The following is a 23,928-nucleotide window of genomic DNA, read 5'->3' as shown; positions in this document are numbered from 1 at the left end:
GGCATACGTATGCTGTTGCGGTGCGGCGGAGCGCGCAAGTGTTGCGCCGGAGCCACAACCACGCGCGGTGCGCGACTTGTTCCGCGCCGACAACCGCATTAGCAGTGGAGCGGGGCGACAGCCGCAGAAGCACCGCGCCCGTCATGGTGGAGAGGAACAGCCGCGTGTCTCGCCCGGCGTCGCAGCGACCGACATCGTTCGACATCGCCTATCTGGCGGGGGTGTCGCAGCCGACCGTGTCGCGCGCGCTGCGGGGCAGCCCGGCGGTCAGCCCGGAGACGCGGGCGCGCATTCAGCAGATCGCGCGCGAGCTGAACTACACGGTCGACAAGAACGCATCCAACCTGCGCCTGCAAAGCGCGCAGACGCTGGCGCTGTTGTTCTTCGAGGATCCGACCGCCGACAATTCGCTGATCAATCCGTTCTTCCTGTCGATGCTGGGATCGATCACGCGCAGCGCCGCCGCGGCGGGATATGATCTGCTCATCTCGTTCCAGCAGCTGACCAGCGACTGGCACACGGCATATGAGGACAGCGGCAAGGCCGACGGCATCATCCTGCTCGGCTATGGCGACTATGCGCTCTATCGCCCGCGGCTGGAGCAGCTGGTCGCGGCGGGCACGCATTTCGTGCGCTGGGGATCGCCCGAGCCGGGGGATCGCGACACCGCCATCGGCTGCGACAACCGCGCGGGCGGCAGGCTGGCGACCGACCACCTGATCGCGCAGGGCCGGCGGCGCATCGCGTTCATTGGCACGTGCGACGATCATTATCCCGAGTTCCGCGACCGCTATCTGGGGCATGTCGATGCGCTGGCCGCGGCGGGCATCGCGCGCGACCCGGCGCTGCAGATCGACGCGATCACGCTGGAGCAGGCGGGCCATGACGCCGCGACGCGGCTGATCGAGGCGGGCGTCGCGTTCGACGGCATCGTCGCGGCGAGCGACCTGATCGCGATCGGCGCGATGCACGCCTTGCAGGCCCGCGGCATCGCGGTGCCCGCCGACGTCGCGGTCGTGGGCTTCGACGACATTCCCGCCGCCGCGCAGGCGACGCCGCCGCTGACCACCGTGCAGCAGGACGCCCGCGCGGCGGGCCAGGCGCTGGTCGACGCGCTGATCGTCCACATCCGCGACGGCACGCCGCCGGGCCGGCTGTTGCCCGTGCAGCTGCGCGTGCGCCAGAGCTGTGGCGCGCAGATCCACGCGCACCCGCATACGAATACGTGAAGCCGCCGCGCCGCGCCCGGCTTTGCCGGGGCGTCGAAGCGGCCTAGCCTGACGGGAACGGCCGCAAGAAGCCACCCGCCGACACATGATTGAGGGATGTCTGAACGATGGAAAAGCCGCGCCAGGGCTTTTGGGGGCTGTGGAACATCAGCTTCGGCTTTTTCGGCATCCAGATCGGCTTCGCGCTGCAGAACGCCAATATGAGCCGCATCTTCCAGTCGCTGGGCACCAGCCTGGACGACCTGCCCGCGCTGTGGGTCGCGGCCCCGCTGACCGGGCTGCTGGTCCAGCCGGTGATCGGGCACATGAGCGACCGCACCTGGATCGGCCGGCTGGGGCGCAGGCGCCCCTATTTCCTGGCGGGCGCGATCCTGGCGACGCTGTCGCTGCTGGTCATGCCGCTGAGCGAGGTGCTGATCTTTGCCGCGGTCATGCTGTGGGTGCTGGACGCGTCGCTCAACGTATCGATGGAGCCGTTCCGCGCATTCGTCGGCGACATGCTGCGCAAGGACCAGCACGCGGCGGGCTATGCGGTGCAGACGGCGTTCATCGGCGCGGGCGCGGTGATCGGATCGATCTTTCCCTGGGCGCTCGAGCAATGGGGCGTGTCCAACCATGCCGCCGCCGGGGGCATTCCCGACACGGTCCGCTATGCGTTCTGGTTCGGCGCGGCGGCGTTGTTCCTGGCGGTCACCTGGACCGTGGTGACGACGCGCGAATATTCGCCCGCGCAGATGACCGCGTTCGACGGCGCGGCGGACGAGGAGGGTGCGCAGCACACGGTGCGCGTGCTGGCGGCACGCAGCCTGACCTCGTGCCTGATCTGGATCGGCGCGGGGGCGGCGGTGATCGCGGCGGTCGGCCTGCTGGGTCTGGAAAAGGAAGTGTATCTGGCCGGCGGGCTGCTCGCCGGCTACGGCCTGGCCAGCATGGTCGCGATCCGCATGGCGCGCGGCGGGGGCAAGGCGAACATGCTGAGCCACATCGTCGGCGATTTTTCCGGCATGCCCGACATCATGAAGCGGCTGGCGGTCGTCCAGTTCTTCAGCTGGTCGGCGCTGTTCATCATGTGGATCAACACGACCCCGGTGGTCGCGCAGTATTTCTATGGCGCCGCCGACGCATCATCACCGGCCTATCAGCAGGGTGCCAACTGGGTCGACGTGCTGTTCGCCACCTATAACGGCGTGGCGGCGATCGCCGCGCTGACGCTGCTGCCCGTCCTGGCGCGCAGCATCGGGCGGGTGCGCACGCATGTCGTCGCATTGCTGTGCGGCGCGGCGGGCTATGCCAGCTTCTTTGCGTTCCGCGACCCGCAGATGCTGATCGCGAGCGAGGTCGGCATCGGCATCGCCTGGGCCTCCATCCTCGCCATGCCGTACGCGATCCTGGCGTCGAACCTGCCGCAGCGAAAGCTGGGCATCTTCATGGGGCTGTTCAACGTGTTCGTCGTGGTGCCGCAATTGCTGGTCGCGACCGTGATGGGATCGATCATGAAGCGGTTCTTCCCCGGCGATCCGATCTGGACGATGGCGTTTGCCGCCGGCGTGCTGACCATCGCGGCGCTCGCCATGCTGCGCGTGCGCGAGGAAGCGGCGGCGGTGCAGCCGGGCACGGGCGGCGCGGCGGTGGCGGCGGCGTGAGGCGCGCGCCCTGCCCCGCCGCTGCCGAATTGATGGGGCCGGCGGGGGCGTGACAGGCTAAAGGAGCGGCGGGGCCTGTCGCCCCGATTGGAACCCGTCATGGCCAAGAGCCAGAAGAAATCGAATCGCGAAATCCGCAAACCCAAGAAGGAAGGCCCGCCCAAGCAGAACGCGTCCAACCTGTCGACCAAGGACAAGCCGGTCGCGATGGTGAACATCAAGGGCTAGACGCCCCCCCCCCCGGGCGAGGGCGCGTGGCGCGTGGCCATGTCGCGGAAGTTGACACTGGCTTGACACTATCGCCGGCCGCGTCGCGGGCGGAGCTTTGGTGGCGGGTTGCTGGCGGGATCGAGATAATAGCAGGCGTCGGCGAATTCCTCGTCGGTCATGTCCTCCCCGCTATTGAACTTCCCGATCGCGGCGAGGCAGCGTTTCTCGATCGCCGCCGCGTCCTCCGCCGCCTGGCGCGCCGCCGACTTGGGCGGCCGCTGTTCGCGCAGGAAGTGGGGGAGCACGCCGTCGGCAACCTCGGCAATGTTGAGTTCGTGCGCGAGCGTGTCGGCATCGAGCAACTGGTCGGCCGGCGCGGGCAAGGCGGGCTCCATCGCGCGCAGGCTGTCGGCGAGCGCGGGGGCGGCGGCTTCGGCGGGGGGCGCGGCGGACGCGGCGGCGGCCGGGGCGCGCGCGGTGCCGTAGCGTTCCGGCTTCAGGTGGCTGAGCAGATATTTGAGCAGGCGGTTGTCGTGGACGACGCGCGTGCCGACCACCTCGCCGCGGTGATTATAGACGTCCTGCTCGCTCCCCTCGATCGCGCGTTCAAAGGCGATGTCCTCGATGAGGCCGGCGGCGTGGTGGCGCGCGGCGTCCCAGGCGCGGGCAAAGGCGGCCCCGTGGGCGGCACGGCGCAGCTGATAGGCGCTGGCGCGCGACATGCCGACTTCCGTGGCGGCCAGCGCAACCAGGCCGGTGTCGGCGAGCGTTTCGATGAAGCGGCGCTGCTTTTCCTCGGTCCAGCCGTCGAGGCGCGGGCGGCGGCGGACGGGCACCCAGCGATAATCGGCAGGGTCGTAGAGGAGGGGTTCGCCGGCTTCGTCGTCCGCGTCGGTGAGGGCGAGCGCGGTGCTTTCGGCGAGCGGATCGGGCGCGGGGGTGGCGGCGGCGTGTTCGCGGTCAGCGGCCGGGGCGGAGGCGTGCGGTTCGGGCGTCATCCGACAGGGTGAAGCGGATTTGGCGCGGGTAGGACAGGGGTGGGTGGCGGGTGTTGGACGGTTTGCGGGCGCGGTGTGGCGGATGGGCATCCTACAGGGGCGTTGGCAAAGATAGCGCAAAATCGTATAAGGTGCGCATGGCGCAGATGAACATCTCGATCCCCGACAAGCTCAAGAGCTGGGCGGAGCAACGCGTTGCCGAGGGGCGATACAGCAGCACCAGCGACTATGTGCGCGACCTGATCCGCCGGGATGAGGCGGAGGCGGCAAAGCTGGAGGCGCTGAGGGCGGCGATCGACGAGGGGCTGGCGTCGGGCGTGAGCGAGCGCGACTCCTTCGCCTATCTCGCCGAATTGCGCGAGCGGGCGCGGGGCGGGACCAGCCCGGCCGATGCGGCTTGAACAAAGCCCCAGCGCCGAGCGCGATCTGGCGGATATCACTGACTACACATTGTCGCAGCATGGGCCAGCGCAGACAATCGCCTATCTCGACGCAATCGAAGCAGCATATTTTGACCGAACGATTTTGGCTGTAAAGCAAAGCCATGAGCCGCAGCCGTCGCCATTCACCCTTTGTCGGCACGACCAAAGCCGCCACGGACAAACCGTGGAAGCAGCAAAACGCTCGCCGCGTCCGCCGGGGGGTACACCAGACGCTTGCCGAGACGGTTGACGGCGATGCCGTGCCGGTCAGCCCCTATGCTAAGGGGCATGGCGGGTGGTGCGGGATGAAGGACGGGAAGCAGCGGATTGTCGATCCGAGTTCAAAGGATATGCGTAAGTAGGGCCATAGATTCGCGTATTGTGTCCCCGGAACCTTATAACCCTACAGCAAGCGTGGCTCGGAATCGTCCGCTAGCGGAGGCAGCGTGCTTTGATCTAAAATCCGCTCAATCGAGCTTTGCATTTGCCATACATTGTAGGCTTGGGATTCGCTCATTTTTCTGCGGATCGCATTTGCAATAGGTTTATACTTCCACAGATGTTTGGCCAAGTAGAATAGTAATTCTCCTCTATTAAATGTAAACGAGTTAGTAAACATTAGAGGCACAAGGCTAGCGAAGAAAACTTCTTTCGCACCGCTATTTGGAATACTATTGATTTTCTCCCTGACTCTTGCCAAAACCATCTTGGCAAGCCGGCCTCGATCGTGATGTTGACTTAACAGGAACTCGCCGACCGCCGGGCGCTCGATCAGTTCGTTGAGGATGATGCCGACGCGCTCTTCCTGCCGACCCGTGCGACGAAGGCGCATGTTAGCTTCGGCCAGGGACTGTACATTTACACCAGGCTCCGAGCCGCGCACGGGATCGTTCGCATCGCTCAGCACTTCCTCGGGCAACTCTCTCAACACGCGCTCTCGCAGTTGATCGCGGTCGAGAAGCAACATCGGTTTCAATTGGATCCAAACCGCATCGGAAAAGATTGTGTCTCTGGTAGGGTCAGCGTCAAACATGATCTGGCCATGTAGGCGCGCGAGATCAACGCGCGATGTCGACGGATCCCGGTTGGCCGTGATATTAGCCCAAAGCGAGTTGAGAAACATAGAGATTAGGAATGCACGCCCACCGCTTGTTTGTGAATTCGATAAAGAGCTAGCTGCGCGTTCCCTACCCCTGCGCTTCTGGTCGGCCAGCCCGTAAAGTTCCGCCCACTCTAATTCCAGCGCAGGCGCCATCCCAGACGCCCGACATTTGTTCACGGCACCCGAGATCTCAAATAATGTACCAACGTTGAAGCGACTTCCATCGTAGAAGACAAATATTTGGTCACTTCCAACATTTGCTGTAAATTCTCCGGTAAGATCTATTAACTCTGACAGGTCGTCCTCTATCTTTAAAAACTCGCTGATCTTTAATTCGACAAGATCAGTATTCTGAATAAATACGCCAGGTAAGCTAATATTTGTGAATACAGGTAGATAAAAGCCGACTTGGCGACGCGATTGCGGAATACATCCAATGCATTTATATACCGGAATTTTATTCATATCAGATTTTTCGTTTTGCAGTAATTCCGAACTATAGCCTCAAGAAGAGCATGATAATGCTCCATTGGCCGGCCCGGGATGAACTCGTAAGTCAGAATGTCTGCCCCCTCCACCTCCATTTTCTCTAGCAGCGGGCTTCGGTCACCATTCAGCCAATGGGTGTGCGGAGCGACAATCGCGAGCACGCTGCCGGCCAAGGGACCGGATCTCCGAACTGGACCTCGATCGTGCCGATTCGATCGTCGGGTTCGTTTCGTCCTGGTGACTTTATAAGCTCCATGTAGGCTCGGGCCTCTAGATCATAGGCCTTCGTAGCGTCCTCCACCGCCCGAACTTGCCGCCTGTCGCCGACCACGTATCCTTCTCTAGAAAGATAGGTGGCAGCAATCAGCTTTTCCGCGCGACTCGGATCTGCACCGAGGCTGAAATCCTCGACAGCGAAATCTTCGTCCAAGACATGATTGTACATTCTAGCTGCAAACGCACCAGTATCGAACGGAAAGATCCTCTTGGCGCGGGCAAGTAGCTTGCCGTCGAACAAAAAACAAAATGGGCACGACGCTTCAAGTTTGATCGAAGACCCCGCTGAAAATCGATAGGCAGGCCTGCCGTAGAAAAAATAAGCGAGGGGAGATTTGAAAACCTGACAATCATTGGGTTCAATCCGGCCCGTCGCCATAATGTCGTGGGCGATTATTCCCTTGGTAACATGGGCAAGCGGTAACGCTGAGCTGCAACCGGGCGTGGCGTTATCGACCCATTCGACAAATCCGATCCGTGGGGTTTTCCGCTTCGCCACTCATTGCCCTTTCAATCAGCCACACTCGCCACTGATCCGCTCGACCTTAGCAGAAATTGCCGCTTGGCACGCTCAGCAATTGACCTTCGCTCAATCCCGCTCCCGGTCCCCTGCGCCCAGATACAGCTCGCGGCCCATCGCGTCGTAGACGCGGCTCATTTCGGCCATGCCGGCTTCGGCTTGTTCGGGGGTGAGGGTGTCGGGGGTGTTGCTCGCGGCGGGGCCCCTCTCCCCTGAAGGGGAGAGGGAGGTTACGGTATCTGCCCCTCCACCATCGGCTTCGCCGATGGTCCCCCTCCCCATCGTGGATGGGGAGGAATTGGCGGCGATGAAGGCATCTGCCTCCTGATTTTGTTTGGCCGCGAAATCCCGCACCTCCTGCGTGATCTTCATCGAGCAGAATTTGGGGCCGCACATGCTGCAGAAATGCGCAGTCTTGGCGCCTTCGGCCGGGAGGGTCTGGTCGTGATATTGTTCGGCGGTGTCGGGATCGAGCGACAGGTTGAACTGGTCGCGCCAGCGGAACTCGAAGCGGGCGCGGCTCAATGCGTCGTCGCGGAGCTTGGCGGCGGGGTGACCCTTGGCGAGATCGGCGGCGTGGGCGGCGAGCTTGTAGGTGACGACGCCGACCTTTACGTCGTTGCGGTCGGGCAGGCCCAGATGCTCCTTGGGCGTGACGTAGCAAAGCATCGCCGTGCCGTACCAGCCGATCATCGCCGCCCCGATGCCACTGGTGATATGGTCATAGCCCGGCGCGATGTCGGTGGTGAGGGGCCCCAGCGTATAGAAGGGCGCTTCGCCGCAGGCGGCGAGCTGCTTGTCCATATTCTCCTTGATCTTGTGCATCGGCACATGGCCGGGGCCCTCGATCATCACCTGGACATCCTGTGCCCAGGCGCGCCTGGTCAGCTCGCCCAGCGTGTAGAGCTCGGCGAACTGGGCTTCGTCATTGGCATCCGCGATCGATCCGGGGCGGAGGCCGTCGCCGAGCGAATAGGCGATGTCATAGGCCTTCATGATCTCGGTGATCTCGTCAAAATGTTCGTAGAGGAAGCTTTCCTTGTGATGCGCCAGGCACCATTTCGCCATGATGCTGCCGCCGCGTGAGACGATGCCGGTCACGCGCTTCGCGGTCAGCGGGATATAGGGCAGGCGGACGCCGGCATGGATGGTGAAGTAATCCACGCCCTGTTCGGCCTGTTCAATGAGCGTGTCGCGGAAAATGTCCCAGGTCAGTTCCTCGGCAATGCCGCCGACTTTCTCCAGCGCCTGATAGATGGGGACGGTGCCGATCGGGACGGGGGAGTTGCGCAGGATCCATTCGCGGGTGTCGTGGATGTTGCGGCCGGTCGACAGATCCATGACCGTGTCGGCACCCCAGCGGATCGACCAGACGAGCTTGTCGACTTCCTGCGCGACGTCGCTGGCGACGGCGGAGTTGCCGATATTGGCATTGATCTTGACCAGGAAATTGCGGCCGATCGCCATCGGCTCGGTTTCGGGGTGGTTGATGTTGCTGGGGATGATGGCGCGGCCGCGCGCGACTTCGTCACGGACGAATTCGGGGGTGACATAGTCGGGGATGGCTGCGCCGAAGCTCTCGCCGTCGCGGACATACTCCTTGAGCATCTCGCGGCCAAGATTTTCGCGGGTGGCGACATATTCCATCTCGGGCGTGATGATGCCGCGCCGCGCATAGTGCATCTGGCTGACGTTCATGCCGGGGCGGGCGCGGAGCACGCGCTTGCGGACATTGGGAAAGGGCTGGACCCCGCCGGAGCGGTCGGGGCCGAGCTGGCCGTTGTCCTCGGGGCGGACCTCGCGCTGGGTCACTTCCTCGACATCGTTGCGGGCGCGGATCCAGGCGCTACGCAGCTCGGGCAGGCCGGCCATGATGTCGATGCGCGCGTTGGGGTCGGTATAGGGGCCGGAGGTGTCGTAGACACGCAGCGGCGGCTCGCCGGAGCTGGGCTCGAGATGGATCTCGCGCATGGCGACGCGCACCGCCGGATTCTGGGGGGCCGCGACATGGACCTTGCGGCTGCCGCGGATCGGGCCGGTGGTGACCTTGAGTTCGGTGCGCGCGGGGATGTCTGCCATGTTACTCTCCTCAGGCGGGGAGAGCACGGATTTCCGGGGGAAAGCCGCCCACTCCCTACGCCGGTATCAGCCGGATCAGGTTCAGCGGGTCGATGGCTCCTGCCATCCTCTCAAGCGCGGAATGCGGCGCTCCCCCGGGGATGGCGCGAGCCTAGCAGAGCGCAGGCGCGCGCGTAAGGGGTCAGCCCAGCATCTTGTCCGCGAGGATCCACGCCCAGACGATCAGGGTCAGCGCGCCGCCCGCAATCGTCCACCTGACCGCGCGGCCGAGCAGCAGCGCCTGCGCGTCGATCGAACGGACGAAGGCGGCGAGCATCCGCTGGCGCAGCGCGTCGCCCGCCAGCCCGTCGCCGTCCGCTTCCTCGCCGATCAACAGCGCGCGCAGCACGAACACGCAGGACACGACGAGCGGCACGAGGCCGGCCAGGCTGGCGATCGTCTCCAACGGCTGGCGCGCGGCATCGAGGCTGAGCGGCGCGCCGGGCGAGGCGCTGATCGGATGCGTGCCGATGGTGATCATCAGCGCGTTGAAGGCGAGCATCGCGCCCAGCCGCACCGACAGGTCGAGGTCGCGCCCCTCGAGATAGTCGAGATCGGCGACGAAGGCGTCGGTGCAGTCGTCGCCGCGCATCGCCTGAAACGCGCGGAGCGGGGTGCGGATACTGGCGGGACGGCGGGCCATGACCCCCGCCCCATATCAGCCGCGCGTCAGAAGGAATAGGCCAGCCCGACCCCGGCGATCAGCTGGCTGGCGTCGCCGGCCTCCGCCACGATCGGCGAGCGTTTGAACTCGCCGAGCAGCTCGTAATAGCCGAGCAGGCCGATGACGCTGAGGCCGCGGGTCAGGTCGCCGGTGATCGACTGGGTGACGAGCAGGTTGACGCCCGCGCGCTTGAAGCCGCTGCCCGCGCCGGCATAGGGGCTGAGCCCGCTCGCCGCGCTGCCCGCGGCGCTGACGTCGAAATAATAGTTGCCATAGCCCTTGCCGACATATTCGGCGAGCACCGACAGCCCGACAAAGGTCCGCGTCGACAGGGGCGTGCCGTATTCGATCGTCGGAGTGACGACATAGCTGTCATGCGCGCCCGCGACATCGGCGACCGCGGAGACGCGCGCGGTGATGAAGTCGTAATCGCTGGTGATCACCCCGGTCTTGCTCACCCCGACCCAGCCGCCGGGTTCGATCGCGACGTCGAGCTTGCCCAGCGCCTCGACCTGGGTATCGTGGATCTTGAGCGCGCGGTCGAGCCGGACGCCGAGCACCGGGCCGAAGCCGATGTCGATCCCGTCGTCGCGCCCCGCATCGCGGATGACGTCGGCATAGAGCGCCGGCCCGCGCGAGAAGAAGGAAAAGCCCGCGACCTGGCCCCGGATGGCGAATTCGGGGATGATGATGTTGTTGTCCGACCCTTCGTAGCTGGGCACGGTGAGCACCCCGGTGCCGAGCGTCAGGCGATCGGCGGCGGGATCGAAGTCGGGAACCGCTTCCTGCGCGCGGGCAGGGGCGGCGGCGAGCAGCAGCGCGGCAAGCGGCGCGGCGGACAGGGCAAGCATGGCGCGCGATCGGGACAAGCGGGTGGCCTCCGGGTTCAAAAAGACGCCTCGACAGCACGGAGGCACGACGCTGAACGCCGGACGTAACAGATTGCTCCCGCGCGCGTCAGGCGGCGCCGAAGATTAAAGCAAGTAGCGGATACGCACGGTCTGGGCCGAGGCATTGCCGTCGAGGTCGAAGCCGGCGGCAGCGAAGCGCGGCGGGCCGAAGCCGATGCGCGGATTGCGCGAGAAGCCGAACCCTTCGCGCGGGATGCCGGCAAAGGTGTCGAGCCGGGCGTTGCTGTTTTCGTCGTGGATCACCGCGATCGCATAACGGCCGGGCGCGAGCCCGTCGAAGCGGACGTCGCGGACATGCGCGGGCACGGTGCGGGTGACGGCGTGGCTGTCGTCGACGCAGCCGGGAAAATTGTCGGGATCGGCGGTCAGGCAGACGCGGATCAGCCCCCGGGCCGAGCGCACGCTGGTCAGCGTCACGTCGACCTCACCCGTCGGCACCGCCCCGGGCAGCAGCCCGACGATGAGCATCGCCGCGCCCAGCCGGCGCAGAAACCGCTGAACCGGGCCGGCGTCCGAAGCCGCCGATCCCGTCATCGGTGCGGCAGACGCGGTCCCAGAAGCGGAAATATAGCCCATAATTACACCCATAGCGTTCGTGATGCCGTTGATGATGGCTTGCGGTGATCAGCCACGCCCCCAATGGCCCCCGCCACATGAACGCAGGGAAAACCTCCCACCCCATATGGTTGGTCACACCCATAACGGTCATCACCGCAAGAACAAGGCCGAGCGCGGCGACGTGGATCGGAATGACGAAGACCAGTAGCGGGATTACCACAGCACCGGTTAACGCTTCGATCGGGTGGAACGCCATCGCCGCCCAGGCGGTCGGCGGCCGGCTGGCATGATGGACGGCATGGGCGATGCGGAACAGGCGCGGCCGGTGCATCCAGCGGTGCGTCCAGTAGAACCAGGTGTCGTGCGCGAACAGATAGAGCAGCACCGACAGCGGCACGTACCAGAGCGGATAGTCGGCGACGTCGGTGTAGATCCGCGTCCAGCCCAGATTGCGCCACCCCCAGGCGACGATGCCCGCGGGCACGCCGTAGATCGCCGCGCTGGCCAGCGACCACTTCACCTCGCGCACGATCTGGCGGTCGAGCCCGGCATAAAGCCCCGGATGCCGCCACCGCGTCGCCAGCGCAAACGCCCCGCTGGCCAGCAGATAGCGCACGCCGACGATCGCCGTCATGGCGAGCGCGGAGAGGAGGATGGCAAGCGCGAGGGTCACGCGGGCGGGTGTAGGGGGTTTGGGGGTGCGGGTGAAGATGGTCGTTGGGGTGGGGGGCAGCTATGCGCCCTAATATCGGTCTTTGGCTAGCCGGTCAGCGATCCCGAAACCTGCCATTGATTAACCCGCCGGACAGATGCCCGCGTTGGTTGCGGTCATGCCGTTCCAATGCGACAAGTCTAGGCGCGCACTCAAGCGCAGCAGACTTCAGGAAGCTGTACCGCGCCAGATAGCGACAGTCGACTCAAACAATGGAAGTTGGCGACAACGATCAGCTACTTACATGACACAGTGCCATCTAAAAAATCTTAGCTATCGATTTCCACTTCGGCTGGGATTTCTACACCGGCTGAGATAGCCGCTTCGACCCAGAGATCCTGTTCGATATCACCGGCATCTATGGTGACGACGAGGGCATAGCGCATCGTGGCATTGTTGCGTTTCTTGTCGCTAGTGCTCTTCCACCAGCCGCCCACCGGGAAGATCGCTATACTCGCTCGGTCGGCCAGATCGGCGGCGTTGCACCGCCATTCATCGACGTGCAGGGACCCGGCAGACACTGACTTTTCCCCGAGAAGTCGGCCAGGATCTGTTGCTGGACCGAGATCGGCACCATCGTCGTCCGCTACAGCGGCGAGCTGATTAATCCGAGCCTCGAATTGCGCTTGGTTCTCGCCGGTTCGACGCAGGTCAAAGCGTAGACCCGCGGAACGATAGCGTGCTGGCGACAGCGGTGCGTCGGCACTGGGATTGGGCTCGATGAAATAGGAGAGGGTGACGCGCAAACGAACCTGATGCTCGCCCAGATCGAGCAGCGTCTGCAAAGGCCACGGCAGGGCGTAGAAGTGTGAGTGATTGACGCGAGTAGCTTTGCCCTTCTCGCGGATGAAAGGCTGGAGTTTCTGTTGAGCGACCAAGGCGAGCGAATTGGATGCGGATCGCAAGGTGCGCGCCAAGTCTGGTACGCCGTAGCCGAAACGCCGGAGCATTAGCAGGCGCTCGGATTTTTGGTTGGTACCGAGCAACTGTTGATCCATCTGCGGCGTCCAGCGCGCCCCGTGCACAAGAAGCGCGCGCACGGTTTCGGGCCAGAGTTCGGGATCGTCGGCGAGGACGGCCGCAGCCATGCCTGATAATTGCGCCGTTGCCGCGCTGGTTGCCCAAGACAAGGTCAGCGGCTGGCCAAGGGGATCCCAACTGGTCGTTAACAGTGAAAGCGAGTCGATCCCGCTGACCATGCTTAGGTCGGCAGAATCGACGCCCTTGTTGCCCGCTTCTAGGACTAGTTCTGGCTTAATCGGCGATACGCCGCGTGCCCAGGCGGCCGATACCCGGCTATACGGACTGAGCGATCCCAGCGTTGCCGCGCACGGCCAGTGCGTCATGCCGTGATCGGTGATCGGCCCCTTCTGGGTATAACCCCCGACCGTTAGGACATTCCAGGCATGGGCGGGATCCTCTATCTCGTAGCTATCCCAGTCCTCAAGTGCGTCATGCTTCAGGCCGTCTGGAAGGTTCCCCGCCGAAACGCAGATCAGCCGCTCGCGCAGATCCTCAAGATCATCGCCCCCAAATGCTGACATGTCGAGCGCAGCGCTCCAGCTCGTCGCCTTCGGACCAAACACGTGGCTTTGGGTGACTGCCATGCAGAAGACCCGCTCGCGCAAAGGTTTGGCGATTTCCGGGCGCAGGATCGCCTGTCGGGTTGCAAGACCATAGCTTTGCGGCTGGGTCGGGACGAAGCCCGGCGGCGGCAGCAGCTTTACGCCTTCGAGCACGTAGGAGAGATTGAGTGGTGTAGTCGATGCGAAGCTTGTGACGAGGTCCCCATACAGGGCAAGGCCCGACATCTCACTACCATGACCATGATGATCCGCGACGCCCCAGTCGGGATTGATCGTGTGAAGATCGTCGCCGGCGAGGACTGGGGCAAGCAGCGGGTGAGCGCGGTTGATGCCGGTATCCAGCAGACAGACCGCAACCGCGTCGCGGTTCTCAGCGAGCGCTATGCGATTAGCCGCATCGGCGATCCAGCCATGCTGGTCGTCCCGCGCCTTGTTGTTTGTGAAGAAATAGGCGTCGTCCCGACCCAACCGCAATTCGGCCACTGCATCGGTGCTGGCGATCATGCGCGCCATGGTCGCGCGATCAGTGTGCAAGAAAATCACCTGGCGCTCGACAAAGCGCAACCGGCCTTCACCGATCAGAATATTTTCAGCCGCTGCCTTGGTTTCAAGATGGGCGATCCGGTCAGGCCAGCACCAGCATTCCCACCAGCTAACTTGATCCGCATCGGGTATGGGGCGGCTATCGACCCAGAGCGATTCCAACCTTGCCGCGCGAAAATGCTCGATCGAGGCGAAGCGTGCAGCATGGGAAGGATCGCCATTCTTGCCGCGATTAACCTTATACTCGTCGAGCTTCTGGGTGAGATATCCTTGCGAAGCGTCGGGTACGAACAGTGTTCCCTCAACCTTTCCACTTGGCGCGCGGCTGGCGCTCGCGAGCCTGATTCCTTTACTCGACCAAGCAAGATCAGGTAGCGGCGCGTCCGGTAGGGTCTCGAAATCAAGGTAGCGCCCGGGTGTCCCGAGGATTTTGCCATCGCGCGCTTCAAGAAGATCGTTTGACTCGGCCCAGGCGCTAGCCAGCTCTTTCTTGAGCGCTTCCGCGTGCTGCTCGGTCTCGTTCCCACGGCTCGACGTCGGCACGACGCGATTGGGCCGCTTATAAGGCTTCAGTTCAGCGAGATGATCGATGCGAAGATGCTGACGCTTATAACCGCTCGGCATAGTCCCCCAGGGAGCGCAGATATGGGCACGGACCTATTCTTTGAAAATGTCCGCTACCGCTTCACGCATTGTCCGCCGCGCGGTGAGCGCGGCGAGTAGGTCTGACGTTGCAACCGTCTTTTTACCTGCCAGAATGGCTTCTTTCATCGCTTCTTCAGCGACGCGGGCGAGTTCAGATTGGCTAAGCCCCTCAGCGAGCGGCAATACCTCACTCCAGCCGATCTTGCGCCCGACCATGCTGCTTAGGCGATGCTCGAGCATCGCCCGCACGCCTAAGGCGTCAGGCAGACCATATTCAATGATCTCATCGAAGCGGCGGATCAGCGCACGATCGAGCAGTTCGGGATGATTCGTCGCGGCAACCACGACGCTGTCGGTAGCGTTCGGTTCTTCGAGGAATTGGAGGAAGGAATTCAGCACCCGGCGAATCTCGCCGACATCGTTGCTGCTGCCCCTCTTGCCGCCCAGCGCATCGAACTCGTCGAATAGATACACACCCCGCATCTGCGCGATCTGGTTGAACACCAGCCGGAGCTTTCCGGCACTTTCGCCTAGAAAGCGCGTGATGACGCTTTCAAGGCGTACGGTGAAAAGCGGCAGATGCAGCTCGCCTGCCAGCGCACTCGCGGTCAGTGTCTTGCCAGATCCTGGTGGCCCCACGAGCAATAGGCGCGAACTCGGCCGCTGATTAAACTCGCGCAGCCGTCCTCGCTGCTGCTGCTGGCCAACGAGACGATCGAGGCGGGCGCGCAGGCTATCGGTCAGGGTCATGTCGGCGAGGCGCGTGGCACTGTGCGCGGCATGAATAAGTTCTTCAATTTCGCCACGTGGCTTGCTGAGAGGCGTCGCGACCGCGAGCCGCGGAACCGCCGATCGCTCGCTCTGGTTCGAGCGCGCGGTGTCCACAAGCTTGCGCAGTGTATCGGCGGTCTTGATATGCCCCTGACGCGCCTCGGTAGCAGCGATCTGCAGCGCCACGGTGAAGACGCGCTCGGCGTCTCCATCCAGATGCCCTGAGAGAAGTGCAATCACCTGCTTTGCCGCCGGCATTGCTTCTCCTTTCGCCCTAGCATGCCCCTAAAAGACGCAATAGCATATTGGAGCTGTCGAGATAGTGAATTTGTGACGCCCCTGTTGCGCCTAGCCCTATGGGAGTGTTCTGAGGCGCGAGTAAACCGTCCGCATTCGCGACAAACCAGCAAAAAAAACTGCCATTCCGCAGCCGACCCACAACCAGACGCCACGCACCGCGAACCGGGGGCAGCACTCACGCCACCCCCCCGGGCCCTCCCCGATCAGAACTTCTGCCGCGCGGTCACGCCGAACGTGCGCGGCTGGCCGACGTTGAAGCCCAGGCGGGCGCGGCCGCCGCGTTCGCGGTCGAACGACAAGAGCGGGTTTTCGTCGAACAGGTTGTTGACATAGGCGATCAGCGACAGGCCGCGGCCGAATTCGACGCCGGCCGACAGGTTGAACAGCTGGTAATCGGGCAGTTCGAGGTCGAGCGTCGTCGCCGCCGTCGCCGGCGCGCCGCCGAAGGGCAGGCCGTGGACGAAGGTGCGCGGGTTGTTTTCCTGATCGCTGGGCTGGGTGTAGCGCGTGCCGACATGCTGGAAGCTGGCGGTGATGAAGCCGTCCGCGTCGCTGCCCAGCGGGTAGGTATAGGTCGCGTTGGCCGACAGCTGGAATTCGGGCACCGAGGGCAGGCGATTGCCCTCACGAATGCCGGTGGTGGTCGCCAGCGGTTCGGGCAGGGTCGAATCGAATTCGGATTCGAGCAACGTGCCGCTGAGCGCGAGGTCGAGGCCGGGCAATGGCGAGGCGGTCAGTTCGACCTCGATCCCCTGGGTGTGGGCTTCGTCGACGTTGAACACGATGCGCGACGAGCATGAGCCGGCGTCCAGCGTCACCTGAAGATTGGAAATGTCGGTATAGAAGGCGGCGGCGTTGAGCGTGACCCCGGCGAAGCGCGACTTCACGCCGACTTCGTAGTTCCACAGCGTTTCGTCGTCATAATCCTGGAACCCACCGAACAGCGCGGCGTCGCCCGGGGTGCACAGCGGGATGTTGAGCGGATCGTTGACGCCGCCCAGCCGGAAGCCCTTCGACGCCTGGGCATTGATGGTGACATTGTCCGCCGCCTCGAAGCTGGCGAGGAAGCGCGGGGTGAAGCCGTCGGACTTGGTCGTGTCGGTGCGGTTGTCACCATTGGCGAACAGCCCGCCCGAGACGAAGCTGCGCGTCTCCTCAAAGTCGTAATAGCGCCCGCCCGCGGTCAGCGTCAGCCGTCCGAAATCATAGCTGGCCTCGCCGAACACGGCCTTTTGCTGGATGTCGTAGGGCAGGAAGGCGTTGTAGGGCGAGTCCGGGCCGAAGCCGTTGCGCACCGACGCCGACGTGCCCGCGCCCAGCGCCGCATCGGTCGCGGCGTCATAGCCGGGCGTCGGCAGCAGCTGGCGATAGACGCGGTCGATTTCGGTGTAGAAGCCGCCGATCAGCCACTGGAACGGGCCCGAGCCGTTGGATTGCAGGCGCAGTTCCTGGGTAAAGGTCTCAAGCTCGGTCGTGTCGCGCAGGTTGGAGGGCAACAGCACTGCCGCCGCCGGATAGCCGAGATCGACCGACACCGATCCGGTCAGCGCGCTCGCATCGCGCGAGGCGAGGATGTTGCGGTCGATATAGGTGGTGATCGAGGTGAGCGCGACGCCGCCCAGATCGACCCGGCCGGTCAGGTCGGCGATGAAGGTTTCGTCGCGGAACCGCTCGCCCAGCAGCAGATATTGCTCGCGCTCGTCAAAGGCGACGCGGGGGCGGGTGGTGGTGAACTGGTTGCCGAACAGGTTGTACACCTCCTGGCGGTTGAAACCGTCGGCGGTGATTTCCTGGTACAGCACGCGCGGGGTGATCGAGATGGTGTCGGTCGGCTCGAACAACAGCGCGATGCGGCCGCCGATGCGCTCGCCCGAATTGACGTTCTCGTCACGCGCCCCGCCCTCGCCCAGCGCGTCGATGAAGCCGCCATAGCGGGTGTAATAGCCGACCGCGCGGACCGCGAGCGTCGGGCCGAGCGGCAGGTTGACCGCGCCCTTCACATGCCCGCCGACATCGTCGCCGTCGACCAGGTTGAGATTGGCCTCCACCGTACCCTCGACCCGGTCGGTGCGCGGCTGGTTGGTGATGTAGCGGATGGTGCCGCCGACCGAGCCCGAGCCGAACAGCGTGCCCTGCGGGCCGCGCAGCGTTTCCACGCGGTTGAGGTCGAACAGGTCGAGATCGGGGGTGAACAGCGACAGCGAGATGGCGCTGTCGTCGAGATAGACGCCGACCTGTTCCTTGACGCCGGGCTGGTCGCGGACGACCTGGCCGGCGGAGACGCCGCGGATCGCCACCTGGCTCTGCCCCGGCCCGAGATTCTGGATGGTGAGGCCGGCGACGTTGCGCGACAGGTCCTCGAGCGTCGTGGCACCCGAACGCTGGATGTCGGCTTCGGTCTGGGCGTTGATCGAGAAGGGCACGTCCTGAAGGCTGGTGTCGCGCAGCGTCGCGGTGACGACGATGTCGGCATCCTGCGCGGCGTCGTCCTGCGGATCGGCGGCGGCGGTCTGCGCCAGCGCGGCGGGCGCGACCAGCAATGCGGCCAGCGAGACGCCCATGGCCAGCGCGCGAAGGCGCGGCGCGTGATGACGGTTCATATCTATCCTCCCGGTTATTATCGTCACAGAACTGTAAACTGTTGCCGGGGGCCAACAAGAAGCCAAGTCAAACCCCGGCCCTTTACTTGCGGCCTGTGGCGTTTCGGGCACAATACACTAGGCGGCGGCACCGCGCACGCGCGCAGTCGGCGGCGATCGGCGGCGGCGCGCGCCTAGCCCAAAGACCGGGGCTTTCACGGGCATCGGCGATCCGCTAGGCGCAGGAGGATGCCGGACCATCCCACTTGTGATGTCGCGATCGTCGGCGGGGGCCTGGCGGGGGCGCTGTTCGCGATGGCGCTGGCGCGCAGGCGGCCCGAAGTCACCCTCCGCCTGATCGAGCGAAGCGACCGGATCGGCGGCAATCACCTGTGGTCATTCTTTGCCAGCGACATTGCCGATGGCGATCGCTGGCTGGTCGCGCCGCTGGTCAGTCACGGCTGGACGAAATATGAGGTCGCCTTCCCCGCGCACCGCCGGCACCTGACCGCGCCCTATTACAGCATCGAGTCGCACCGGCTGGACCCGATTGTCCGCGCCGCGCTGCCCGAAGGCACGATCCTGCTCGACGCCGATGTGCGCGAGGTGGGACCGACCCATGTGGCGATGGCCGACGGCACGCGGATCGACGCGGGCGGGGTGATCGATTGCCGCGGGATCGGCGATATCCGCCACCTGGACCTGGGCTATCAGAAGTTCGTCGGGCAGGAGCTGCACCTGGCCGCGCCCCACGACGCCCCCGACCCGGTGGTGATGGACGCGACCGTCGAACAGATCGACGGCTATCGCTTCGTCTATTGCCTGCCCTTCGCGGCGGACCGGATGTTCGTCGAGGACACCTATTACAGCGACACGCCCGACCTGCCCCGGCCTGCGGGTGGTGCCAACGACGATCCGGCGTCGCGGCGCATCGCCGACTATGCCGCCGCGCGCGGATGGCAGGTCGAGCGGGTCGGGCGCCAGGAAACCGGCGTGCTGCCGGTCGCGATGGGCGGCGATTTCGAGGCCTATTGGCGATCGGGCGGCGCGGGCGTGGCCAAGGGCGGGATGCGCGCCGGGCTGTTCCACCCGCTGACCGGCTATTCGCTGCCCGACGCGGTGCGCGCGGCGAGCCGCGTCGCCGGCGCGCGCGACCTGTCGGGTGCGGCGCTGCACACGCTGTTGCACGATCACGCCGCCGAGACCTGGGCGAAGCGCGGCTTCTATCGGATGCTGACGACGATGCTGTTCCGCGCGGCCGATCCGGACGACCGCTATCGGGTACTGGAGCGTTTCTATCGGCTGGATGCGGGGCTGATCGCGCGCTTCTATGCCGGACAATCGACGATGTTCGACCGCGCCAGGGTGCTGACCGGCAAGCCGCCGGTGCCGATCGGCCGGGCGATCCGCGTGTTATGGGAGAATGCAAGGTGAAGACGGTTGCCGTTATCGGCGCAGGGTTCGGCGGGCTGGCGCTCGCCATCCGGCTGCAGTCCGCGGGCATTGACACCACGGTCATCGAAGCGCGCGACAAGCCGGGCGGCCGCGCCTATCACTGGGAAAAGGACGGCTTCGTGTTCGACGCCGGCCCGACCGTCATCACCGCGCCCGACACGCTGCAGGAGCTGTGGGCGCTGTCCGGCCACGACATGGCCGAGGACGTCCACCTGGTCCCGGTATCGCCCTTTTACCGGCTCAACTGGCCCGACGGCACCAATTTCGACTATTCCAACATGGACGCCGAGCTGCGCGCCGAGATCGCCAAGCTCAATCCCGAGGACGTGGCCGGATACGCCAAGTTCCTGGAGTATTCGGCGGGCGTCTATGAGGAAGGCTATGTCAAGCTGGGGCATGTCCCCTTCCTCGACTTCAAGTCGATGCTGAAGGCGGCACCGGCGCTGGCCAAGCACCAGGCGTGGCGATCGGTCTATTCGATCGTCGCGAGCTTCGTGAAGAACGAGAAGCTCCGCCAGGCGCTGTCGTTCCACACGCTGCTGGTCGGCGGTGACCCGATGAAGACCAGTTCGGTCTATGCGCTGATCCACAAGCTGGAACGCGACGGCGGGGTGTGGTTCGCGATGGGCGGCACCAACAAGCTGATCGCGGGCATGATCACGCATTTCGAGCGGCTGGGCGGCAAGGTGCGCCTCAATGACCCGGTGATCGACATCGAGACGCTGGGCGACCGCGTGACGGGCCTGACCACCCGCGACGGGTTCCACATGGATGTCGACGCGGTCGCCAGCAACGGCGACCTGGTGCACAGCTATCGCGACCTGCTGCGCGGATCGCGCAGCGCCCAGCGCACCGCGACCAAGATGATGAACAAACGCTTTTCGCCGTCGCTGTTCGTCGTCCATTTCGGCATCAAGGGGACGTGGCCGGGCATTCCGCACCACAGCATCCTGTTCGGCCCGCGCTATCAGGGGCTGCTGGCCGACATCTATGATCATGGCGTGCTGGCGCAGGATTTCAGCCTGTACCTGCACCACCCGACGGTCACCGATCCGTCGATGGCGCCCGAGGGCTGCTCGACCTTCTATGCGCTCGCCCCGGTGCCGCACATGGGCAAGTTTCCCGCCGACTGGGACGCGATCGGGCCGGAATATGAAAAGCGCATCCTGGACGAGATCGGCCGGCGACTGATCCCCGACATCCACGAGCGGATCGTCACCAAGTTCAGCTACATGCCGACCGATTTCGCGAACGACCTGTCCGCGCATCTGGGCAGCGCGTTCAGCCTGGAGCCGGTGCTGACGCAGAGCGCGTATTTCCGCGCGCACAACCGCGACGACCATATCCCGAACCTGTATTTCGTCGGCGCGGGCACGCATCCGGGCGCGGGGATTCCGGGCGTGGTGGGGAGTGCGAAGGCGACGGCCGGGCTGATGCTGGAGGATTTGCTTTAGGGAGTGGGTGGGGTGGAAGCACGCCTGCCTAGACCTTAGGCTCATAAGGGCGGCCGGTCGGCTAGCAATCATATTCCACAATTCAACCGCTTCATTTCAAGCGACTAAGCGCGCGGTTCGACCAACGCACGTTAAGCCTGCCTTAGTAGGTCTGCCGTTACCTCGGGCACGATCTAATCAGCGGAACTACATGATGAAAATCATTCAGGGCGGATTGGCACTTGGTGTCAGTATCGCAGCCGGGGTGCCCCTTCACGCCTCTCCGCCGGTCACGGCTGAGAGCGCACTGAGTCGATACTGCGAGCCGCTGATCGCGGGATCGACATCAACGCAAATCACCAGAGCAGCAAAGGCGGACGGCTTCAAAAGTGATCAAGTTGGCGGACAACCCATATTGATCCAGGGCGAGCTGATTCTCAGCTTATCGGACGCCCCTCGGGTATGCTTCGTTCAGGCGCCGACCAACATGACGTTTGCACAGGGTATTGCCTTGGTCGACGCTTGGGCTGTCCGTCATCCTGGCGCAATGAAAGGAGTGGCAACGAAGGGACCGGACGGGGCGCTCGTTCGATTGTGGACTGCGCCAAAGCACAACAAATTCTTGCTTGTGACCGAGCAGACGAATTCGCGCGGTCAGAAAGTGCTGGCCTTCATCTTGGCACCGCTGCCCGCTAAATGACCGACGTTTCTGCTGGTGGGCGAGAATAGGCGTTTGCGATCGTCGGCCTGAGAACGGCAGCATTCCCACCTCTGGTTCCCGAAAGCGGACAGACCGCTCCTCACCCTAGTCCGATCGCCTAGCGCTTATTCCGAGACTTAACTTTCGCCGGGGGCGGACGTTGAGATGCGGGCGTCCGCGCGCTCGCAAAGGCTTCTCGACTTCGCTCTAAGCCAACGGGGTGTGGAACAGGGGCAGAATGCATGGCGGAGCGGCGGCGCTTTGCGCTGTCCCACCCCCCGGCCCCTCCCGCAGGCGGGAGGGGGAGGGAAGGGCGCGCATCTTCTTCGCCCCTGCCGCTTGCGGGAGGGGTCAGGGGTGGGCATGAGCGGGGGCATGACTGACGATCGAGACTCCCGCTCCCTGGCCTCCTCCATCGCGCAGGAGCGAGCACGATGAGGGCGCTGGCCGTTTATTGCGGGTCAGCGACGCCTGCCGATCCCGTTTATCTGGAGACCGCGCGCGCGATCGGGCGGGCCCTGGCCGAGCGCGGCATCACCGTCGTTTATGGCGGCGGGCGGCTGGGGCTGATGGGGGCGATCGCGGACGCGGCGTTGGCGGCGGGCGGCGAGGTGATCGGTATCATCCCGCAGGCGCTGGTCGATGCCGAAGTGGCGCATCGCGGGCTGACCCGGCTGGAAGTCGTGCAGACGATGCACGAGCGCAAGCAGCGTTTCACCGACCTGTCCGACGGGTTCCTGACCCTGCCGGGCGGCACGGGCACGATGGACGAATTGTGGGAAGCGATGAGCTGGTCGCAGCTGGGGTATCACAGTGATCCGGTCGGGCTGCTCAACGTCGCGGGCTATTACGACCCGCTGATCGCGTTCGTCGACCGGATGGCCGAGGTCGGATTTCTGCGCCCGCAGCATCGCGACATCCTGATCGTCGACGATGACCTGGACCGGCTGATCGATCGGATGCGCGCCTATCGCCCGCACACCCCGATCGTGCGGATGACCAGCGCGCAGCTTTGAGCGCGCCCGCCCTTCCCAGCCGCGACGCGATCGTCGCGAGCGCGGGCGAGACGATCGCACGCGGATCGCGCAGCTTTGCGGTGGCCAGCAAGTTGTTCGACCGGCCGACGCGCGAGCGCGCCTGGCTGCTCTATGCCTGGTGCCGGGCGTGCGACGACCTGGCCGACGGGCAGGACATGGGCCACGGCATGACCCGGGTGGCGGACCCGGCGGCGCGGCTGGCGCTGATTACGGAGCGCACCGAGCTGGCGCTGGCGGGCGAGGTGGTCGGCGATGCGGCGTTCGATGCGCTGCGCATCGTCGCGGCGGAGACCGGCCTGCCGCACGCGATGGCGCGCGACCTGATCGCCGGCTTCGCGCTCGACGCCGCCGACTGGCGGCCGCAAAGCGAGGACGACCTGATGCGCTATTGCTATCATGTCGCCGGCGTCGTCGGCTGCATGATGGCGGTGGTGATGGGGGTGGACCCTGAGGACGAGGCGACGCTGGACCGCGCGTGCGACCTGGGGCTGGCGTTCCAGCTGGCCAACATCGCCCGCGACATCGGCGAGGATGCGGGAGCGGGTCGCTGCTATCTGCCCGCCGAGTGGCTGGCGGAGTTCGGCATTCCCGAGCGTGACGTCATGGCCCCCGCACATCGCAACGCGCTGGTGGTGCTGGCCGGGCGACTGACGACACGTGCCCAGCAATATGAGTTGAGCGCACGCGGCGGCACGCCCCGGCTGAGGCTGCGATCCGCCTGGGCGGTGCTGGCTGCGGCGGGCATCTATGGCGATATCGCGCGCGAGGTGGCGCGGCGGGGCGCCAGCGCGTGGGACCGGCGGGTGTTCACGTCGGGCCGGGAGAAACTGGGCTGGGTGGTGCGCGCCTATGCGATGGCGCTGGGGCGGCGGCGGTTTGCCGGGACGCAGCGCCCGCCCGGGCTGTGGACCCGGCCGCGCCGGCCCGGCGGCTGACCGCTTAGAGCGGTTCCCGATCCGATTGTCTCGGATCGAGCGCTCTAAGTTGTTCTGTTAACGCATTTTCCGAGTCGTCAGATGATTCCACC

21 protein-coding genes and 1 riboswitch are annotated in these 23,928 nt (G+C 64.8%); of the genes, 10 read left to right on the top strand and 11 right to left on the bottom strand.

The window, feature by feature from the left end; translation table 11 throughout:
* Positions 1 to 164: 164 nt before the first annotated feature.
* The 3 genes from GO308_RS11930 (at position 165) to GO308_RS18635 (ending at position 3,100) form a co-directional block, all read left to right on the top strand.
* Positions 165 to 1,229 carry a LacI family DNA-binding transcriptional regulator gene (locus GO308_RS11930; RefSeq protein WP_231726093.1) on the top strand — a complete coding sequence of 355 codons (1,065 nt, stop codon included), beginning with the start codon at positions 165 to 167 and terminating at the stop codon, positions 1,227 to 1,229.
* Between the two features lie 107 nt (positions 1,230 to 1,336).
* Positions 1,337 to 2,872, top strand: a complete 1,536-nt coding sequence (locus tag GO308_RS11925) for an MFS transporter (RefSeq protein WP_066480646.1) — start codon at positions 1,337 to 1,339, stop codon at positions 2,870 to 2,872.
* A gap of 99 nt (positions 2,873 to 2,971) precedes the next feature.
* Positions 2,972 to 3,100 carry a hypothetical protein gene (locus tag GO308_RS18635; protein WP_276616525.1) on the top strand — a complete coding sequence of 43 codons (129 nt, stop codon included), beginning with the start codon at positions 2,972 to 2,974 and terminating at the stop codon, positions 3,098 to 3,100.
* Between the two features lie 68 nt (positions 3,101 to 3,168).
* Here GO308_RS18635 and GO308_RS11920 read toward each other — a convergent pair whose 3' ends face one another.
* The gene (locus GO308_RS11920) at positions 3,169 to 4,080 is read right to left on the bottom strand and encodes a hypothetical protein (protein WP_240885585.1); all 912 of its coding nucleotides are present in this window, start codon (positions 4,078 to 4,080) and stop codon (positions 3,169 to 3,171) included.
* 137 nt (positions 4,081 to 4,217) lie between these two features.
* On the opposite strand from GO308_RS11920, the gene GO308_RS11915 reads away from it, so the two are divergent.
* Both GO308_RS11915 and GO308_RS11910 read left to right on the top strand, forming a co-directional pair.
* The gene (locus GO308_RS11915) at positions 4,218 to 4,481 is read left to right on the top strand and encodes a type II toxin-antitoxin system ParD family antitoxin (RefSeq protein ID WP_240885584.1); all 264 of its coding nucleotides are present in this window, start codon (positions 4,218 to 4,220) and stop codon (positions 4,479 to 4,481) included.
* A gap of 143 nt (positions 4,482 to 4,624) precedes the next feature.
* The gene (locus tag GO308_RS11910) at positions 4,625 to 4,864 is read left to right on the top strand and encodes a hypothetical protein (protein WP_240885583.1); all 240 of its coding nucleotides are present in this window, start codon (positions 4,625 to 4,627) and stop codon (positions 4,862 to 4,864) included.
* Between the two features lie 41 nt (positions 4,865 to 4,905).
* On the opposite strand, the gene GO308_RS11905 is transcribed toward GO308_RS11910, so the two are convergent.
* The 10 genes from GO308_RS11905 to GO308_RS11860 form a co-directional block, all read right to left on the bottom strand.
* Positions 4,906 to 6,069 (bottom strand): hypothetical protein, encoded by a 1,164-nt coding sequence (locus GO308_RS11905; RefSeq protein WP_240885582.1) that lies wholly within the window; start codon positions 6,067 to 6,069, stop codon positions 4,906 to 4,908.
* A gap of 148 nt (positions 6,070 to 6,217) precedes the next feature.
* On the bottom strand, positions 6,218 to 6,868 hold the full coding sequence (locus GO308_RS11900; RefSeq protein WP_240885581.1) for a hypothetical protein: 651 nt from the start codon (positions 6,866 to 6,868) through the stop codon (positions 6,218 to 6,220).
* 90 nt (positions 6,869 to 6,958) lie between these two features.
* Entirely contained in the window at positions 6,959 to 8,968 is a 2,010-nt protein-coding gene (gene thiC / locus GO308_RS11895) for a phosphomethylpyrimidine synthase ThiC (RefSeq protein WP_240885580.1), read from the bottom strand.
* Positions 8,969 to 9,003: 35 nt separating this feature from the next.
* A riboswitch (TPP riboswitch) is annotated at positions 9,004 to 9,113 on the bottom strand.
* A gap of 36 nt (positions 9,114 to 9,149) precedes the next feature.
* On the bottom strand, positions 9,150 to 9,650 hold the full coding sequence (locus GO308_RS11890) for a hypothetical protein (protein ID WP_066481020.1): 501 nt from the start codon (positions 9,648 to 9,650) through the stop codon (positions 9,150 to 9,152).
* A 26-nt stretch (positions 9,651 to 9,676) separates the two neighbouring features.
* A complete protein-coding gene (locus tag GO308_RS11885; protein WP_240885579.1) occupies positions 9,677 to 10,522 on the bottom strand; it encodes a MipA/OmpV family protein in 846 nt (281 codons plus the stop codon).
* A gap of 123 nt (positions 10,523 to 10,645) precedes the next feature.
* Positions 10,646 to 11,050 carry a DUF2141 domain-containing protein gene (locus GO308_RS11880; RefSeq protein WP_066481017.1) on the bottom strand — a complete coding sequence of 135 codons (405 nt, stop codon included), beginning with the start codon at positions 11,048 to 11,050 and terminating at the stop codon, positions 10,646 to 10,648.
* Entirely contained in the window at positions 11,007 to 11,813 is an 807-nt protein-coding gene (locus GO308_RS11875; RefSeq protein WP_240885578.1) for a sterol desaturase family protein, read from the bottom strand. Before GO308_RS11875 ends, GO308_RS11880 begins: the two co-directional genes overlap by 44 nt.
* A 308-nt stretch (positions 11,814 to 12,121) precedes the next feature.
* Positions 12,122 to 14,605 carry a S8 family peptidase gene (locus GO308_RS11870; protein WP_240885577.1) on the bottom strand — a complete coding sequence of 828 codons (2,484 nt, stop codon included), beginning with the start codon at positions 14,603 to 14,605 and terminating at the stop codon, positions 12,122 to 12,124.
* A gap of 33 nt (positions 14,606 to 14,638) precedes the next feature.
* Positions 14,639 to 15,655, bottom strand: coding sequence for an ATP-binding protein (locus GO308_RS11865; RefSeq protein WP_240885576.1), 1,017 nt, complete (start codon positions 15,653 to 15,655; stop codon positions 14,639 to 14,641).
* Positions 15,656 to 15,900: 245 nt separating this feature from the next.
* Complete coding sequence (locus tag GO308_RS11860; protein WP_240885575.1) at positions 15,901 to 18,297, bottom strand: TonB-dependent receptor; 2,397 nt, start codon at positions 18,295 to 18,297, stop codon at positions 15,901 to 15,903.
* A gap of 228 nt (positions 18,298 to 18,525) precedes the next feature.
* Here GO308_RS11860 and crtY point away from each other — a divergent pair, with 228 nt between their 5' ends.
* The 5 genes from crtY to GO308_RS11835 all read left to right on the top strand — a co-directional run bounded on the left by crtY (position 18,526) and on the right by GO308_RS11835 (position 23,836).
* Entirely contained in the window at positions 18,526 to 19,710 is a 1,185-nt protein-coding gene (crtY, locus tag GO308_RS11855; protein ID WP_240885574.1) for a lycopene beta-cyclase CrtY, read from the top strand.
* On the top strand, positions 19,707 to 21,185 hold the full coding sequence (locus GO308_RS11850) for a phytoene desaturase (RefSeq protein WP_240885573.1): 1,479 nt from the start codon (positions 19,707 to 19,709) through the stop codon (positions 21,183 to 21,185). Before crtY ends, GO308_RS11850 begins: the two co-directional genes overlap by 4 nt.
* 193 nt (positions 21,186 to 21,378) lie before the next feature.
* Entirely contained in the window at positions 21,379 to 21,864 is a 486-nt protein-coding gene (locus tag GO308_RS11845; protein WP_240885572.1) for a hypothetical protein, read from the top strand.
* Positions 21,865 to 22,298: 434 nt separating this feature from the next.
* On the top strand, positions 22,299 to 22,880 hold the full coding sequence (locus GO308_RS11840; RefSeq protein ID WP_240885571.1) for a TIGR00730 family Rossman fold protein: 582 nt from the start codon (positions 22,299 to 22,301) through the stop codon (positions 22,878 to 22,880).
* On the top strand, positions 22,877 to 23,836 hold the full coding sequence (locus GO308_RS11835) for a phytoene/squalene synthase family protein (RefSeq protein WP_240885570.1): 960 nt from the start codon (positions 22,877 to 22,879) through the stop codon (positions 23,834 to 23,836). The genes GO308_RS11840 and GO308_RS11835 overlap by 4 nt, the downstream gene beginning before the upstream one ends.
* Positions 23,837 to 23,928: the final 92 nt, after the last annotated feature.

Source organism: Sphingomonas sp. SFZ2018-12 (genome assembly GCF_022496715.1).
Taxonomy (GTDB): domain Bacteria; phylum Pseudomonadota; class Alphaproteobacteria; order Sphingomonadales; family Sphingomonadaceae; genus Sphingomonas.
The sequence above is the reverse complement of the archived record's forward strand: the minus strand, read 5'-3'. Positions and strand labels throughout refer to the sequence as shown.